Here is a 14,969-nt window from a genome sequence, read left to right as displayed (position 1 = left end):
CTTCTTCATAGTCGACCGGTCGGCTAGTACCGGTCACGGACTCCGAGAAGGCCACCATGAGCACGCAGAACCAGAAGGTCGCGATCATCACCGGCGCCTCGCAGGGCATCGGCGCCGCCCTCGTCGAGGGCTACCGCAAGCTGGGACACGCCGTCGTCGCCACCTCGCGCACCATCGCACCCGTGGACGACGCCGACGTCCTCACCGTTCAGGGCGACATCGCCGACCCGGAGACCGCGGAGCGCGTGGTCGAGGCCGCCGTGAAGCGGTTCGGCTGCATCGACACCGTGGTCAACAACGCGGGCGTCTTCGTCGCCAAGCCGTTCACCGAGTACACGGCCGAGGACTACGCCACCGTGACGGGCATCAACGTCGCCGGCGTCTTCCACCTCACTCAGCGGGCCGTCCCGCACCTGCTCGCCCAGGGCGGCGGCCACATCGTCAACGTCACCACCAGCCTGGTCGACAGCGCGGACTCCCGCGTCCCGTCCGTGCTGGCCTCGCTGACCAAGGGGGGTCTGCAGTCCGCCACCAAGTCCCTCGCCGTCGAGTACGCCACCCGCGGCATCCGCGTCAACGCGGTGTCGCCCGGCACCGTCAAGACGCCCATGCACGCCGAGGAGACCCATGAGTTCCTCGCCGCCCTGCACCCGGTCGGACGGATGGGGGAAGTGAGCGACATCGTCGACGCGGTGCTCTTCCTGGAGACGGCGCCGTTCGTCACCGGCGAGATCCTGCACGTCGACGGCGGAATGAGCGCCGGACACTGACGATCCGTCAATTCACCGTCCAAGGAGCGGACATGACTGTCTCGACCGACGACAAGGCGATCCTGAGCGGGGTCCTCGACCGGTGGAAGTCCGGTGTCGACGCCCATCGGCCGGAGCGCGTGGCCGCCCTTCTTCACCGAGGACGCCGTCTTCCAGGGGCTGCACCCCTACAGCGTCGGACGGCAGGGCGTGGCCGAGTACTACGCCTCCCAGCCGGCCGGCATGAAGGCGTCCTACCGCGTCCTCGAGACACGGCGACCCGCGGACGGCCTCGTCCTGGGCTACCTGGACGTCGACTTCACGTTCACGGACCGGCCCGCACTCGCGGTCAAACTGGCGGTTCTCGTGACCCGGGAGGGGGAGGACTGGCGCATCAGCCACTATCAGGTCTCGCGCCTCGACTAAAGCCCCCGCAGAGCGGTACCGGGGCGTGCTGTCACCGTGGCCGTCGGCTCCGCCCCGGAGCGGCGGGCCGGGGCCGGGCGCAGCATCCTCGGCGGGCGTACGGTCGGCGACCACCGCTGGGCCATCGAGCCGGGCCGGACGTCGACACCGTGTCCGTCCTCGCCCCGGACCGCGCCCGTGCCGACTTCGACTGCGAGGCGCGGTTCGTGCACGAGTGCGGGCGGCGGGGTGTGAAGCGGAGCTGTGGCACCGCTTAAGAAATCCTCGATGGACCAGGACGGTGTCGTACGGCAGATTGCTGGGCGTTTCCACCCCTCGCAATCACAGGAGCCGTACCTTGAAGGCGCTGGTCAAGGAGAAGGCCGAGCCCGGGCTGTGGCTCGCGGACGTCCCGGAGCCGGCCGTCGGCCCCGGTGACGTACTGATCAAGGTGCTGCGCACCGGCATCTGCGGCACCGATCTGCACATCCGGTCCTGGGACGGCTGGGCCCAGCAGGCGATCCGGACCCCGCTCGTGCTCGGACACGAGTTCGTCGGCGAGGTCGTGGAGACCGGGCGCGACGTCCCGGACATCCGGGTCGGGGACCGGGTGAGCGGCGAGGGACACCTCGTCTGCGGCAAGTGCCGCAACTGTCTCGCCGGGCGACGGCATCTGTGCCGGGCCACGGTCGGACTCGGGGTGGGCCGGGACGGGGCCTTCGCGGAGTACGTCGCCCTTCCCGCCGCCAATGTGTGGGTGCACCGGGTCCCCGTGGAACTCGACGTGGCCGCGATCTTCGACCCGTTCGGCAACGCCGTGCACACCGCGCTGTCCTTCCCGCTGGTCGGCGAGGACGTGCTGATCACCGGCGCCGGGCCGATCGGGCTGATGGCGGCGGCGGTCGCCCGGCACGCGGGTGCCCGCAACGTCGTGGTCACCGACGTCAGCGAGGAGCGCCTGGAGCTGGCCCGCAAGATCGGGGTGAGTCTCGCGCTGAACGTGTCGGAGGCTGGGATCGCCGACGGGCAGCGGGAGCTGGGGCTGCGCGAGGGCTTCGACATCGGCCTGGAGATGTCCGGGCGGCCGGAGGCCCTGCGCGACATGATCGCCAACATGACACACGGCGGCCGGATCGCCATGCTGGGACTGCCGGCCGCGGAGTTCCCGGTCGACTGGGCCCGGATCGTCACCTCCATGATCACCATCAAGGGCATCTACGGCCGTGAGATGTTCGAGACCTGGTACGCGATGTCGGTCCTCCTGGAGGGCGGCCTCGACCTCGCCCCCGTGATCACCGGCCGGTACGGCTACCGCGACTTCGAGGCGGCGTTCGCCGACGCGGCGAGCGGCCGCGGCGGCAAGGTCATCCTCGACTGGACCAACTGACCTCAGGGACTGACGATGTTCGACTCCGTGCGCGACGACCTGCGCGCCACCCTCGACGAGATCCGCGCCGCCGGACTGCACAAGCCCGAGCGCGTGATCGACACCCCGCAGTCGGCGACCGTGAACGTCTCCGCGGGCGGCCGCCCCGGCGAGGTCCTCAACTTCTGCGCCAACAACTACCTCGGACTCGCCGACCACCCCGAGGTGATCGCCGCCGCCCACGAGGCCCTGGACCGCTGGGGCTACGGCATGGCCTCGGTCCGCTTCATCTGCGGCACGCAGGAGGTCCACAAGGAGCTGGAGGCACGGCTGTCCGCCTTCCTCGGCCAGGAGGACACGATCCTGTACTCCTCCTGCTTCGACGCCAACGGCGGTGTCTTCGAGACCCTGCTGGGCCCCGAGGACGCGGTGATCTCCGACGCCCTGAACCACGCGTCGATCATCGACGGCATCCGGCTGTCCAAGGCCCGCCGCTTCCGCTACGCCAACCGTGATCTGGCCGATCTGGAACGGCAGTTGAAGGAGGCCGCGGGGGCGCGCCGCAAGCTGGTCGTCACCGACGGCGTGTTCTCCATGGACGGTTACCTCGCCCCGCTGAAGGACATCTGCGACCTCGCCGACCGCTACGACGCCATGGTCATGGTCGACGACTCCCACGCGGTCGGCTTCGTCGGCCCCGGCGGCCGCGGCACCCCCGAGCTGCACGGCGTCATGGACCGCGTCGACATCATCACCGGCACTCTCGGCAAGGCGCTCGGCGGCGCCTCCGGCGGCTACGTCGCCGCCCGCGCCGAGATCGTCGCGCTCCTGCGCCAGCGCTCCCGGCCGTACCTCTTCTCCAACACGCTCGCCCCGGTGATCGCCGCGGCCTCCCTGAAGGTCCTCGACCTGCTGGAGTCGGCGGACGACCTGCGGGTGCGGCTGCGGGAGAACACCGCGCTGTTCCGGCGCCGGATGACCGAGGAGGGCTTCGACGTCCTGCCCGGCGACCACGCCATCGCGCCGGTGATGATCGGGGACGCGGCGAAGGCGGGACGCCTCGCGGAGCTGCTCCTGGAACGGGGGGTGTACGTGATCGGCTTCTCGTACCCGGTGGTCCCGCAGGGGCAGGCGCGCATCAGGGTGCAGCTCTCGGCGGCCCACTCCACCGAGGACGTGAACCGCGCGGTCGACGCCTTCGTCGCGGCCAGGGCCGAGCTGGCGGCCTAGTCCGGACCTCTTGCGATAATCGATCCCATGATCGAAGCGCGGCGGCTCCACATCCTCCGTGCGGTGGCCGACCACCGCACGGTCACGGCGGCTGCCGCCGCGCTGTATCTCACGCCCTCCGCCGTCTCGCAGCAGCTCACGGCCCTGGAGCAGGAGACCGGCCACCGTCTGGTGGAGCGCGGCGCGAAGGGCGTACGGCTGACCCCCGCGGGCGAGATCCTGCTCAGCCACACCAACGCGGTCCTCGCCCAGCTGGAGCGGGCGGAGGCCGAGCTGGCCGCCTACAGCTCGGGTGCGGCCGGCACGGTCACCGTCGCCTCCTTCGCGACCGGGATCGCCCTGGTCGTGGCGCCCGCGGTGGCCCGCCTCGCCGCGACGGCCCCGGGCATCCACCTCCGCGTCCAGGACGCCGAGGGCGACGCGAGCCTGCCGATGGTCCTTGACCGGCAGGTCGACGTGGCGGTCGCGGTGGAGTACCGCGGAGCCCCGCCCGCCGACGACCCCCGGCTGGCGCACGTGCCGCTGTACGCCGAGCCCTTCGACGCGGTCGTCCCGGTGAGCCACCGGCTGGCCGACGCGGGCGAGGTGCCGCTGGCGGAGCTCGCCAAGGACCCGTGGATCGGCCCCTACCCGGGCAATCCCTGCCACGATGTCGTCGTCCTCGCCTGCGAGCACGCCGGTTTCCAGCCACGCCTGGAGCACTCCTCGGACGACTTCCGCGCGGTGGTCGCCCTCGCGTCCGCGGACGCGGGGGTGGCCCTGGTGCCGCGCTCGGCCTTGATCGGGATGGACCTAGCCGGAGTGGTCGTACGGCCGGTCGACGGGGTGGCCCCGACGCGCCGGGTCTTCGCGGCGGTACGACGGGGAGCCGAGGAGCACCCCCTGATCCGCCCGGTCCTCGACGCACTCCGAGCCGTCGCCGAGGGGTAGGGAACCGAGGGATTGAAAGACATCCCGCATCTGGGATAACGTCCCGCATGTGAAACAGGAGGAGTCCGGACCCGACCCCGTCGACACCCGCCTGGGCGTCCGGCTCGCCGAGCTGCGGGCCGAACGCGGCTGGTCGCTGGGCGAGTTGGCCGAGCGCAGCGGTGTCAGCAAGTCCACCCTCTCCCGTGCCGAGCGGGCCGAGATCAGCCCCACCGCCTCGCTGCTGAACCGGCTGTGCGGGGTGTACGGGCGGACCATGTCCCAGCTGCTCAGCGAGGTCGAGGCCGAGGCCGAGCCCACGCCGTTGATGCGGAGTGCCGAACAGGAGGTCTGGGAAGACCGGGCCTCCGGGTTCGTACGGCGGTCCGTGTCGCCGCCGCACCCCGGGCTGCGCGGCGAACTCGTCGAGGGACGGCTCGCCGCCGGTGCCGACCTCGCCTATGACCGGCCGCCCGTGCCCGGCCTGGAGCAGCACATCTGGGTCCTGGAGGGTGCGCTCGACGTCACTGCAATGGACGTCGAGCACCGCCTCGACACCGGGGACTGTCTGCGGCTGCGCGTGTGGGGGCCGACGCGGTTCCGGTGTGCGGGCCCCGGCGCCGTGCGGTATGTGCTGGCGGTGGTCCTGCCGTGATCGTCAACCGCCTTGATGAGGCCCAACTCGCGAACGAGGTCGACGGGTTGGCCGACCTGCTGATCGACACCGTGGACGGCGGCGCCTCCATCGGGTTCCTCGCCGCGACGGACCGGGCGGCGGCCGTCGCCTGGTGGAAGGAGCGCGTCGGCGCGGTGGCCGCGGGACACCTGGCGGTGTGGGCGGCGTACGACGGCCGCCGCGCGGTCGGCACCGTCAGTCTGGCCTTCCCCGACAAGCCCAACTCCCGCCACCGCGCGGAACTGGTCAAGCTGATGGTGCACCGGGACGCGCGCGGACAGGGCCTCGGGCGCCGGCTCCTCGGCACCGCGGAGAACGCCGCCCGCTCGGCCGGAATCACCCTGCTCCACCTGGACACCGAGACCGACAGCCCCGCCGAGCGGCTCTACGGCTCCGCCGGCTGGACCCGGGCCGGCGTCATCCCCGACTACGCGGCCGATCCCGCCGGGGTGCTGCGGCCGACGACCCTCTACTACAAGCGGCTCGGGACGACCGCTGCGACCAGGTGATTGTCAGAGGCAGCCGCTACGGTGCCTGTCATGCCGGACGCCGAAGACGTACGCCGTGTCGCCCTGTCCCTGCCGGACGCCACGGAGAAGATCGCCTGGAGCATGCCCACGTTCCGGGTCGCGGGCAAGATGTTCGCCACGCTGCCCGAGGACGAGACCTCCATCGCCGTGCGCTGTCCCAAGGAGGAGCGCGACGAGCTGGTGCTGGCCGAGCCGGGGAAGTTCTGGATCGCGGACCACGAGGCGCAGTTCGCGTGGGTGCGCGCTCGTCTCGCCGCGATCGAGGACGAGGGTGAACTGCGCGACATCCTCGCCGACTCCTGGCGGCAGGCGGCCCCGTCCCGGCTGCTCGACGCGTATCCGGAGCTGGGGCTGCCCCAGGGGTGAGGAAGGCGCCAGGGAGAAAGGAGTGCGCGACCACCGACCCGAGTGCGGTATGGTTTCTCTGCGCGTTCGGCCAGGGGAAACCCCAGGTCAGACGGCACCGGGACGTGGCGCAGCTTGGTAGCGCACTTGACTGGGGGTCAAGGGGTCGCAGGTTCAAATCCTGTCGTCCCGACGGTGCGAAGGGTCTTCGCAGGCGAGAGCCTGCGGGGACCCTTTTCGTGCTCCATGTGCGCCGGCCCGGCTACGCTCGGCCGTACTCGCTCATCGCGTCGATCAGCCAGCGCGCCAGGTAGTCGGCGAACGAGGACCGCGGGAGCAGACGGTAGGTCGGGGTGTCGTCGGTCTGCCAGAGCAGTGCCGCGACGGGGCCGACCGTCGTCGACACCGCGTGGCCGGGGCCGAAGACGCGGGGGTGCAGGTCCAGCGGGCAGCCCTTCTCCAGGACCTCGCGGGCGGACGGGCCGCTCAGCTCAAGGGTGGTGCGGTTCGCCGACACGTCGACCACCGATCCGGGGGCGCCCTGGAGGGCCTCCCGCAGCTCGGCCGTCACGACGCCGGCGTCGGCCCGTGAGATCACGAGCCACTCGTCGGGGCCCAGCCAGACCGCCGTACGGTGGCTGCTCGCGGCGGTGTCGCCGCACCGGCGGGGGAGCGGTGCCCCCAGCGTCCTGCCGATCCGGTCGGCCGCCTCGGACGCGGGGTCGACCCGCACGTTCACCATCGTGAGGAACGGCAGCTCGGTCAGGGTGACGCCCCGGGCGCCGGTGACGGCGGCGGAGCACATCCGCTCCTCCAGGTGGGCCAGGGGGCTGGTGCGCAGGGCCACCGGCCCCGCCATGATCGGTTCAGCCATCTCGCCGGGTCCCTTCGGGGTCATAGAGGATGAAGTCGGTCACCTCGACGGGCACCAGGGCCTCGCCCACCGGGGCGAGCAGGGTCTGGCCCTTCCGTGCCTGTCCGTCGGCGACGAGGGCGAGGGCGAACGGGCGGCCGAGGGCCGGACTGTGGTAGCTGGAGGTGACGTGGCCGAGCATCGGCACCGGCACCGTCCCCAAGTCGACCTCCGGCGCGACGAGTTGGGTGCCCTCGGGCAGCCGGGTCGTGCGGTCGGCCGGGAGCAGCCCGACCAGTTGCTTGCGGTCCGTGCGGGCGGTGTCGGCACGGGCGAAGGACCGCTTGCCGATGAAGTCCTTCTGCTTGGAGACCACCCAGCTCATGCCCGCGTCCTGCGGGGTGACCGTCCCGTCGGTGTCCTGGCCGACGATGATGTAACCCTTCTCGGCCCGCAGGACGTGCATGGTCTCGGTGCCGTACGGGGTGATGCCGTACGGCCGGCCGACCGCGTCCACCTCCTCCCAGACCGCGAGCCCGTACCAGGCCGAGACGTTGATCTCGTAGGCCAGTTCGCCGGAGAAGGAGATCCGGCAGACCCGGGCCGGGATGCCGGAGGCCAGGGTCGTCTCGCGGAAGGCCATGAACGGGAAGGCCTCGTTCGACAGGTCGAGGTCCGGGGCGAGATGACCGAGGACCGCGCGCGACTGCGGGCCGACGACGGCGATCGTCGCCCACTGCTCGGTCACCGAGGTGCAGTGCACGTCGAGTTCGGGCCACTCGGTCTGCGACCACTCCTCCAGCCAGTCCAGGACGTTCGCGGCGCCGCCGGTCGTGGTGGTCATGAAGTAGCGGTTGTCGTCGAGGCGCAGCGTCACCCCGTCGTCGAAGATCATGCCGTCGGGCTTGCACATCACGCCGTACCGCCCGGTGCCGGGCTTCAGCTTCTTGAAGGCGTTGGTGTAGATCCGGTTGAGGAACTCGCCCGCGTCCGCGCCCCAGATCTCGATCTTGCCCAGGGTGGAGGCGTCCATGAACGCCACACCTTCCCGGGCCGCCCGGCACTCGCGCGCCACGGCCGCGTCCATGTCCTCCCCGGCCTGCGGGTAGTACCACGGGCGCTTCCACTGCCCGACGTCCTCGAACTGGGCGCCGTGCGCCACGTGCCAGCTGTGGATCGACGTGGTCCGCTCCGGGTCGAACAGCTCCCCGCGCTCGCGCCCGGCCAGGGCGGCGAAGGCGATCGGCGTGTACGGCGCCCGGTAGGCCGTGGTGCCGATCTCCCCCAGTGAACCGCCGAGGGCCTCGGCGATCACCCCGATCGCGTTGACGCCGGACGTCTTGCCCTGGTCGTTCGCCGTGCCGAGCGAGGTGTAGCGCTTGACGTGCTCGACGCCGCGCATGCCGGCGCCGGTGGAGCGCCAGACGTCGGCGACCGTGACATCACGCTGGAGATCGACGAAGTGGCTGTCCCAGGTGCCCGGTTCGCCCTCGGGGGAAGGCACCAGCCACAGGGCCCGCGTCGTACCCGGCGCGCGCCGCACGGGGTCGGCCGGTACGGGCACCGGGAACCCCGCCGCCGTCGCCGCCAGTGCACCGGCCCGGGTCCCTTCGGTCAGACAGTCGTCGAGGTCGTACGTCCCCCGGGCCGCCCCCACGACCTGCTGATCGCGTACGGCCCCGTCCGGAACGAACGCCACCAGGTCGGAGTCCCACCGCAGCGTGCCCTGACGCTGGCTGTGCAGATGCACCACCGGACTCCAGCCGCCCGACACGGCCAGCAGATCGCAGACGAACGACTCGGGTTCGCCGGTGAGTTGACCCTCGGCGTCGAGGGCCTGCACGGTGACGCCGGTGAGCCTGTGGTCGCCCGAGGTGTCGACCACCGTGCTGCCCGTCAGGACCCGCACACCCGTCGCCACCACCACCTCGGCGGCCCGGTCGGAGAGTTCGGGGCGGGCGTCCACCACGGCGGCGATGTCGATGCCGGCCCTGTGCAGATCGGCCACGGTGTCGTAGGCGCTGTCGTTGGCCGTGCTCACCACGGCCCGCGAACCCGGGCTCACGGCATACCGGTTGAGATACGTGCGCACGGCCCCGGCGAGCATCACGCCGGGCCGGTCGTTGCCCGCGAAGACCAGCGGACGCTCGTGTGCCCCGGTCGCCAGGATCACCTGACGGGCGCGGATGTGCCACAGCCGCTGCCGCGAGACACCTTCGGGGGCGTCGGCGCCGAGGTGGTCGGTGCGCCGCTCAAGGGCCAGCACGTAGTTGTCGTCGTACGACCCGAAAGCCGTGGTCCGATGCAGGACGACGGCCTCGGGGGCGGCGTCGAGGGCCGCGCGCAGCTCCTCGGACCGCTCCCCGTCACCGGGCTCGGGCTGCTCGTCGACGAGGAGCACGCGGGCGCCGGAGGAGGCGGCAGCTGCGGCCGCCGCGAGGCCCGCCGGGCCGGCGCCGACGACCAGGACGTCGGTGTGGACGTACTTCTTGTCGTAGACGGCGGGATCCGGGGTCGGGTCGAGCCGGCCCATCCCGGAGAGCGTGGTGGCGGACAAGCCTTCGTACAGTTCGACGGTCGTGGCCGGGAGCATGCCCTCCGAGTGCGAACCGCCCAGCTGGACCAGGGCGTTGGGCTCCTCGACGCCCGCGGAGACGATGCCGCGCGGGCGGCCGCGGTAGAGCGAGGGGGCGACCTCGACGAGGCCGTTCGCCAGCATCGCGGAGGCGAGGGTGTCGCCGGGGTGGCCGGTCAACTCCCGTCCGTCGACGGTGAATCGGAGCAGCGTGCCGCGGTCGACACGGCCGCCTCGCGGCAGCCGGAAGCGCTGGTCGGTCATCGGTTCCCTCCGGGGCGTGGCTCGTCGAGCCGGTACGAGGTCAGCACCTCGTGGGTGGTGGTGTCGCGCAGGACGTTGAACCAGCGGCGGCAGCCGACGCTGTGCATCCACCGTTCCGCGAAGGGGCCCTTGGGGTTGTCGCGGTAGAAGACGTACTCGGCCCACTGCTCGTCGGTGAGGTCGGCGGGGGACTCGGGGTGGGGGACGTGGGCCTGTCCGCCGTAGCGGTACTCCGTCTCGTTCCGCGGCCCGCACCATGGGCAGGTGATCAGCAGCACGGCGTTCTCCTCAAAGCCTCAGTGCCTCAGTGGGCCACGGCTGCTGCGCCGTGTTCGTCGATCAACGCGCCCGTCGTGAACCGGTCGAGGGCGAAGGGGGCGTTCAGCGGATGCGGCTCGCCGGTCGCGATGGTGTGCGCGAAGGTCCAGCCGGCTGCCGGAGTGGCCTTGAAACCGCCGGTTCCCCAGCCGCAGTTGACGTAGAGGTTCTCGACGGGCGTGCTGCCGATGATCGGCGAGGCGTCCGGGGTGACGTCGACGATGCCGCCCCAGGTGCGCAGCACATGCGCCCTGGCGAAGACCGGGAACAGCTCGACGGCGGCCGCCATCTGCTGCTCGATCACATGGAACGAGCCGCGTTGTCCGTAGCCGTTGTACGAGTCGACGCCCGCCCCCATCACCAACTCGCCCTTGTGGGCCTGGGAGACGTAGACGTGCACGTGGTTCGACATGACGACGGTCGGGTGCACCGGCTCGTGCAGCTCGGAGACCAGGGCCTGGAGCGGGTGCGACTGCACCGGCAGCCGGATGCCCGCCCGCTCGGCCAGCACGCTGCTGTGCCCGGCGGCCGCGAGACCGACCCGGCCGGCGTGGATGCGGCCGCGGTTGGTGTCGACACCCACCACCCGGTCGCCGTCCTTGAGGAAGCCGGTGACCTCGCAGCCCTGGATCAGGTCCACGCCCAGTTCGTCGGCGCGGCGGGCCAGCGCCCAGGCGACGTGGTCGTGCTTGGCGATGCCGGCCCGGGGCTGGAAGGTGGCGCCGAGCACCGGGTACCGGGTGCGGGACGAGACGTTGAGGATGGGGCAGACCTTGGCGACCTCGTCCGGCTCCAGCCACTCGGCGTCGACTCCGTTGAGGCGGTTGGCGTTGACCCGGCGCACGCCCTCGCGGACGTCCTGGAGGGTGTGCGCGAGGTTGAGGACTCCGCGCTGACTGAACAGGAAGTCGTAGTCCAGCTCCTCCGGCAGCCGCTCCCACAGCTTGAGCGCGTGCTCGTAGATCGCCGCGCTCTCGTCCCACAGGTAGTTGGAGCGGATGATCGTGGTGTTGCGGGCCATGTTGCCGCCCGCGAGCCAGCCCTTCTCCAGGACGGCCACATTGGTGATGCCGTGGTTCTTGGCGAGGTAGTAGGCGGTGGCGAGACCGTGACCGCCCGCGCCGACGATGACGACGTCGTACGAGGAGCGCGGCTCGGGGTTGCGCCAGAGGAAGTCCGGGTGCTCCGGCAGCGGTTCGGCGGTCATGCCGGGCCTCCGTCGAGGTGGGGGTAGAGGGGGAACGCGGCGGCGAGCTTCTCGACCCGGGCGCGCAGTTCGTCCTCGGGGCGTTCGCGCTTCAGGGCCTCGGCGATGATGTCGGCGACCTCGCGGAACTCCGTCTCGCCGAAGCCGCGGGTGGCCAGGGCGGGGGTGCCGATCCGCAGGCCCGAGGAGACCATCGGGGGGCGCGGGTCGAAGGGCACGGCGTTGCGGTTGACGGTGATGCCGATGCGGTGCAGCCGGTCCTCGGCCTGCTTCCCGTCCAGCTCGGAGTTGCGCAGGTCGACCAGGATCAGATGGACCTCGGTGCCGCCGGTCAGCACGGTGATCCCGGCCTCGGCCACGTCGTCGGCCAGCAGCCGGCCGGCGAGGATCTTCGCGCCCCGCAGCGTGCGCCGCTGGCGCTCCTTGAACTCCTCGCCCGCCGCCACCTTGAAGGCCACCGCCTTCGCCGCGATCACATGCTCCAGCGGACCGCCCTGCTGACCGGGGAAGACCGCCGAGTTGATCTTCTTGGCCAGGGCGGCGCGGCTGAGGATGACACCGCCGCGCGGACCGCCGAGGGTCTTGTGGGTGGTCGTCGTGACCACGTCGGCGTACGGCACCGGGCTCGGGTGCAGGCCCGCGGCCACCAGCCCCGCGAAGTGCGCCATGTCCACCATCAGGTACGCGCCCACGGCGTCGGCGATCCGCCGGAACCCGGCGAAGTCCAACTGCCGTGGGTAGGCCGACCAGCCCGCGACGATCATCTTCGGCCGGTGGGCGAGGGCGAGCCGCTCCACCTCGTCCATGTCGACGCGCAGGTCCGACTCGCGCACGTGGTACGGGACGACGTCGTACAGCTTGCCGGAGTAGTTGAGGCGCATGCCGTGGGTCAGGTGCCCGCCGTGCGCCAGGTCGAGGCCGAGGATCGTGTCGCCGGGGCTGAGCAACGCGAACATCGCGGCCGCGTTGGCCTGGGCGCCCGAGTGCGGCTGGACGTTCGCGGCCTCGGCGCCGAAGAGCTCCTTCACCCGGGCGATGGCCAGCCGCTCGACGACGTCGACGTGCTCGCAGCCGCCGTAGTAGCGGCGGCCCGGGTAGCCCTCGGCGTACTTGTTGGTCAGGACCGAGCCCTGGGCCTCCATCACGGCGGCGGGTGCGAAGTTCTCGGAGGCGATCATCTCGAGTGTGGACTGCTGGCGGTGCAGCTCGGCGGCGAGCGCGTCGGCGACGTCCGGGTCGAGTTCGCTGAGGGGGAGGGAGAGCGGCGAGGTGGGCGACGTGCTCGTTGCCATCGGTGCACCATCCTGAGAGCCAGCTAATGAGCAACTGATATATCAGCCTGTGCGCTAAGGTATGGGAGCTCGCCGCACGGGTCAAGGGGGCATCCATGGAGCAGGTCGCGACGGAGATCGAGGAGCTGTCGCTCGCCGAGCGCGCGTACCGCGCCATCCGGGACCGGCTGGTCATGCTGGAGATCCGGCCCGGCGCGCCGATCAACGAGGAGCAACTGGGGCAGTCCCTCGGCGTCGGCCGCACCCCGGTGCGCGAGGCGCTCAAGCGGCTCCAGTACGAGCGCCTGATCACGACCTATCCCCGCCGCGGCACCTTCGCCACCGAGGTCAACATCACCGACCTCGCCCACATCTCCGAGGTGCGCCAGGAACTGGAACCCCTGGCGGCGGCACAGGCCGCGCGGCGCGCCACGGCAACTGACCGCGCGAACCTGACGGCCCTACGGCGGGAACTCGACACCGCCGGGGCCCCCGGGCGGGACTCCACAGAACTCATGCACCTGGACCTCCAGGTCCACCGCGCCATCTACACGGCCACGCACAACCCGTACCTGGAGGACACCCTCGTCCGCCACGACAACCTGGCCACCCGCATCTGGTGCCTGTTCGTGGACCGGCTGTCCGACATGGCCGGCCATGTCGAGGAGCACGGCCCGCTGATCGAGGCGATCGTCTCCGGCGACGCCGACACGGCGGCGCGGCTCGCCCGCAGCCATGTCGAGGGCTTCGAACAGGCCATCCGCGAAGCCATCTGAGGCCGGCGGGCCCGTCAGGTCCGGCCGTCACTGCCCGGTGGCGGTCGTACCTCCCGGCTGTTCCTGTTCTTCGCACGGCCGCAGCACCCGCAGTTCGTCACCCTCGATCCGCATCTCGTACAGATGCCCGCGCGCGTTCTCGAAGGGACGGTGGAGGATCATCAGCAGCCGGCCGTCGAAGGCCCGGAACAGCATGCCGTGCCCGCTGTCCTCCCGGACCAGCGGCCGGCGCTGCTCCCAGGGGCCGGTCAGCTCACCGGACCTGGAGACGGCGTAGGTCTGCACGTAATCGCCACTGACGGTGCCGTCCGCGGCGGCCCTGTTCTTCTCGTACGTCGACCACAGCATGAGGAGGGCGCCGTCGGGGGTGCGGTGGAGCTGCGGGCCGTCGGTGACGTAGGGCGCGAGCTGGTGCGGCACGCCCGCGGGGAGCTGCTCGCCGAGCCAGAACGCGTCCGAGCCCTTGAACAGGAAGACGGGCTCACCGACCGTCCCGGTCAGGTCGGGGGCCAGCCGGATCGCCTCCATCGTCCCGTCGACGGTCTGCAGCCACTCGTGCGCGTACACCATCCAGGGCTGCCCGTCCGGATCGACGTGGAGCGTGCCGTCGAGCGTCATCAGGTGGGCGGGCGGAGTGGGCCCGGACGGGTCGACGACGGTGAACGGGCCGAGCAGCGAGTCGGAGACGGCGGTGACCGTGCCGCGCGCGTGGTTCGGCAGCTGGAAGGGCGTACCCCAGCGCCCGGCGGGCGGCACCGGCAGCGGCCGGCTCTCGTCGTGCAGGGTGGTGAACAGGTAGTACCTGCCGTCCCACGCGTGCACCTCCGGCGCCCAGCCGCCGTCCCGTGCCCAGATGTCCTCCTGCTCGTCCGTCCGGAACACCACGACGGGCCGCGTCCAGTCCCGCAGGTCCCGGCTGCGGTACACCATCGTCCCGACGCCCCGCACACCCGACACGGACGGCTCGTTGGACGTGTAGAGGAAGTACGTCCGCGTCTTCTCGTCCGCGACGACGAACGGATCGTGCAACGGCATGTCGGGCAGCCGCAGGGGCTCGGTGTCGTTCATCGCCGAACGATACGTCGGCGTCGTGATCGGGCGGCCGCGAGGGCCGCCGGGGCGTCGGGGGCGTCCACGAGCGGGCGGCGAGCGTGGGCGCCGTCCGGACGGGCGGCCGCGGGACCTAGAAGCGGACCGTCATCTCCACCCGTACGTCGTCCCCCGCGTCGAGCCCTTCCGGTGTGCGCACCGCGTTCTTCAAGGGCAGCAGATAGCCGCCGTCCTTCGGGAACAACGAGGTCGTGAAGGTGACCTCGCCGATCCGGGCCTCGACCGGGATCACGCCCCAGCCGTACGTGGCCATGCGGGCCACCTCAGCGATGTCGGCGGACTCCTGGCCGGGCACGGGGACGAAGTAGTAGGGGGCCGGGGCCGCGCCATTCGATCACCCGGCCGGTGAAGGTGAGCTGCATGAGACCCCCGTTGTCCCGACGAC

At 71.5% G+C, this 14,969-nt stretch carries 14 protein-coding genes, 1 tRNA gene and 2 pseudogenes; 10 read left to right on the top strand and 7 right to left on the bottom strand.

Features of this window, described 5'->3' with window-relative positions; genetic code table 11:
• Positions 1-56 precede the first annotated feature (56 nt).
• From RKD20_RS06320 to RKD20_RS06280, 9 genes and pseudogenes are all read left to right on the top strand, one after another.
• Positions 57-770, top strand: coding sequence for an SDR family NAD(P)-dependent oxidoreductase (locus RKD20_RS06320; protein WP_424876813.1), 714 nt, complete (start codon positions 57-59; stop codon positions 768-770).
• Between the two features lie 32 nt (positions 771-802).
• Positions 803-1,175: pseudogene (locus RKD20_RS06315) on the top strand (YybH family protein).
• Positions 1,176-1,512: 337 nt separating this feature from the next.
• Positions 1,513-2,541, top strand: a complete 1,029-nt coding sequence (gene tdh / locus RKD20_RS06310; RefSeq protein WP_424876812.1) for an L-threonine 3-dehydrogenase — start codon at positions 1,513-1,515, stop codon at positions 2,539-2,541.
• A gap of 15 nt (positions 2,542-2,556) precedes the next feature.
• Positions 2,557-3,750 (top strand): glycine C-acetyltransferase, encoded by a 1,194-nt coding sequence (locus RKD20_RS06305; protein WP_424876811.1) that lies wholly within the window; start codon positions 2,557-2,559, stop codon positions 3,748-3,750.
• A gap of 27 nt (positions 3,751-3,777) precedes the next feature.
• The gene (locus tag RKD20_RS06300; protein WP_329269835.1) at positions 3,778-4,680 is read left to right on the top strand and encodes a LysR family transcriptional regulator; all 903 of its coding nucleotides are present in this window, start codon (positions 3,778-3,780) and stop codon (positions 4,678-4,680) included.
• A gap of 49 nt (positions 4,681-4,729) precedes the next feature.
• Positions 4,730-5,314: a helix-turn-helix domain-containing protein gene (locus tag RKD20_RS06295; RefSeq protein ID WP_424876810.1), complete on the top strand. Its 585-nt coding sequence runs from the start codon at positions 4,730-4,732 to the stop codon at positions 5,312-5,314.
• The gene (locus RKD20_RS06290) at positions 5,311-5,844 is read left to right on the top strand and encodes a GNAT family N-acetyltransferase (RefSeq protein WP_424876809.1); all 534 of its coding nucleotides are present in this window, start codon (positions 5,311-5,313) and stop codon (positions 5,842-5,844) included. The genes RKD20_RS06295 and RKD20_RS06290 overlap by 4 nt, the downstream gene beginning before the upstream one ends.
• Before the next feature lie 30 nt (positions 5,845-5,874).
• A complete protein-coding gene (locus RKD20_RS06285; protein ID WP_424876808.1) occupies positions 5,875-6,231 on the top strand; it encodes an MmcQ/YjbR family DNA-binding protein in 357 nt (118 codons plus the stop codon).
• A 98-nt stretch (positions 6,232-6,329) separates the two neighbouring features.
• A tRNA-Pro gene (locus tag RKD20_RS06280) sits at positions 6,330-6,403 on the top strand.
• A 69-nt stretch (positions 6,404-6,472) separates the two neighbouring features.
• On the opposite strand, the gene RKD20_RS06275 is transcribed toward RKD20_RS06280, so the two are convergent.
• From RKD20_RS06275 to glyA, 5 genes are read right to left on the bottom strand one after another with little or no spacing between them, the layout of a single operon-like run.
• Positions 6,473-7,084 carry a sarcosine oxidase subunit gamma gene (locus RKD20_RS06275; protein WP_424876807.1) on the bottom strand — a complete coding sequence of 204 codons (612 nt, stop codon included), beginning with the start codon at positions 7,082-7,084 and terminating at the stop codon, positions 6,473-6,475.
• Positions 7,077-9,902, bottom strand: a complete 2,826-nt coding sequence (locus RKD20_RS06270) for a sarcosine oxidase subunit alpha family protein (RefSeq protein ID WP_424876806.1) — start codon at positions 9,900-9,902, stop codon at positions 7,077-7,079. The genes RKD20_RS06275 and RKD20_RS06270 overlap by 8 nt, the downstream gene beginning before the upstream one ends.
• A complete protein-coding gene (locus tag RKD20_RS06265; RefSeq protein WP_424876805.1) occupies positions 9,899-10,180 on the bottom strand; it encodes a sarcosine oxidase subunit delta in 282 nt (93 codons plus the stop codon). The genes RKD20_RS06270 and RKD20_RS06265 overlap by 4 nt, the downstream gene beginning before the upstream one ends.
• 26 nt (positions 10,181-10,206) lie before the next feature.
• A complete protein-coding gene (locus RKD20_RS06260; protein ID WP_381332792.1) occupies positions 10,207-11,427 on the bottom strand; it encodes a sarcosine oxidase subunit beta family protein in 1,221 nt (406 codons plus the stop codon).
• Entirely contained in the window at positions 11,424-12,719 is a 1,296-nt protein-coding gene (glyA, locus tag RKD20_RS06255; protein ID WP_424876804.1) for a serine hydroxymethyltransferase, read from the bottom strand. Before glyA ends, RKD20_RS06260 begins: the two co-directional genes overlap by 4 nt.
• A gap of 95 nt (positions 12,720-12,814) precedes the next feature.
• On the opposite strand from glyA, the gene RKD20_RS06250 reads away from it, so the two are divergent.
• Entirely contained in the window at positions 12,815-13,474 is a 660-nt protein-coding gene (locus RKD20_RS06250) for a GntR family transcriptional regulator (protein ID WP_424876803.1), read from the top strand.
• Between the two features lie 27 nt (positions 13,475-13,501).
• Here RKD20_RS06250 and RKD20_RS06245 read toward each other — a convergent pair whose 3' ends face one another.
• Positions 13,502-14,542, bottom strand: coding sequence for a glycoside hydrolase family 43 protein (locus RKD20_RS06245; protein WP_424876802.1), 1,041 nt, complete (start codon positions 14,540-14,542; stop codon positions 13,502-13,504).
• Between the two features lie 115 nt (positions 14,543-14,657).
• Positions 14,658-14,946, bottom strand: a pseudogene (locus RKD20_RS06240) (DUF1905 domain-containing protein).
• Between the last annotated feature and the right edge of the window lie 23 nt (positions 14,947-14,969).

It is taken from the genome of Streptomyces sp. SLBN-8D4, assembly GCF_049739545.1.
Lineage (GTDB): Bacteria > Actinomycetota > Actinomycetes > Streptomycetales > Streptomycetaceae > Streptomyces > Streptomyces canus_C.
Note: the sequence above shows the minus strand (reverse complement) of the source record. Positions and strands in the feature narration are given on the sequence as shown.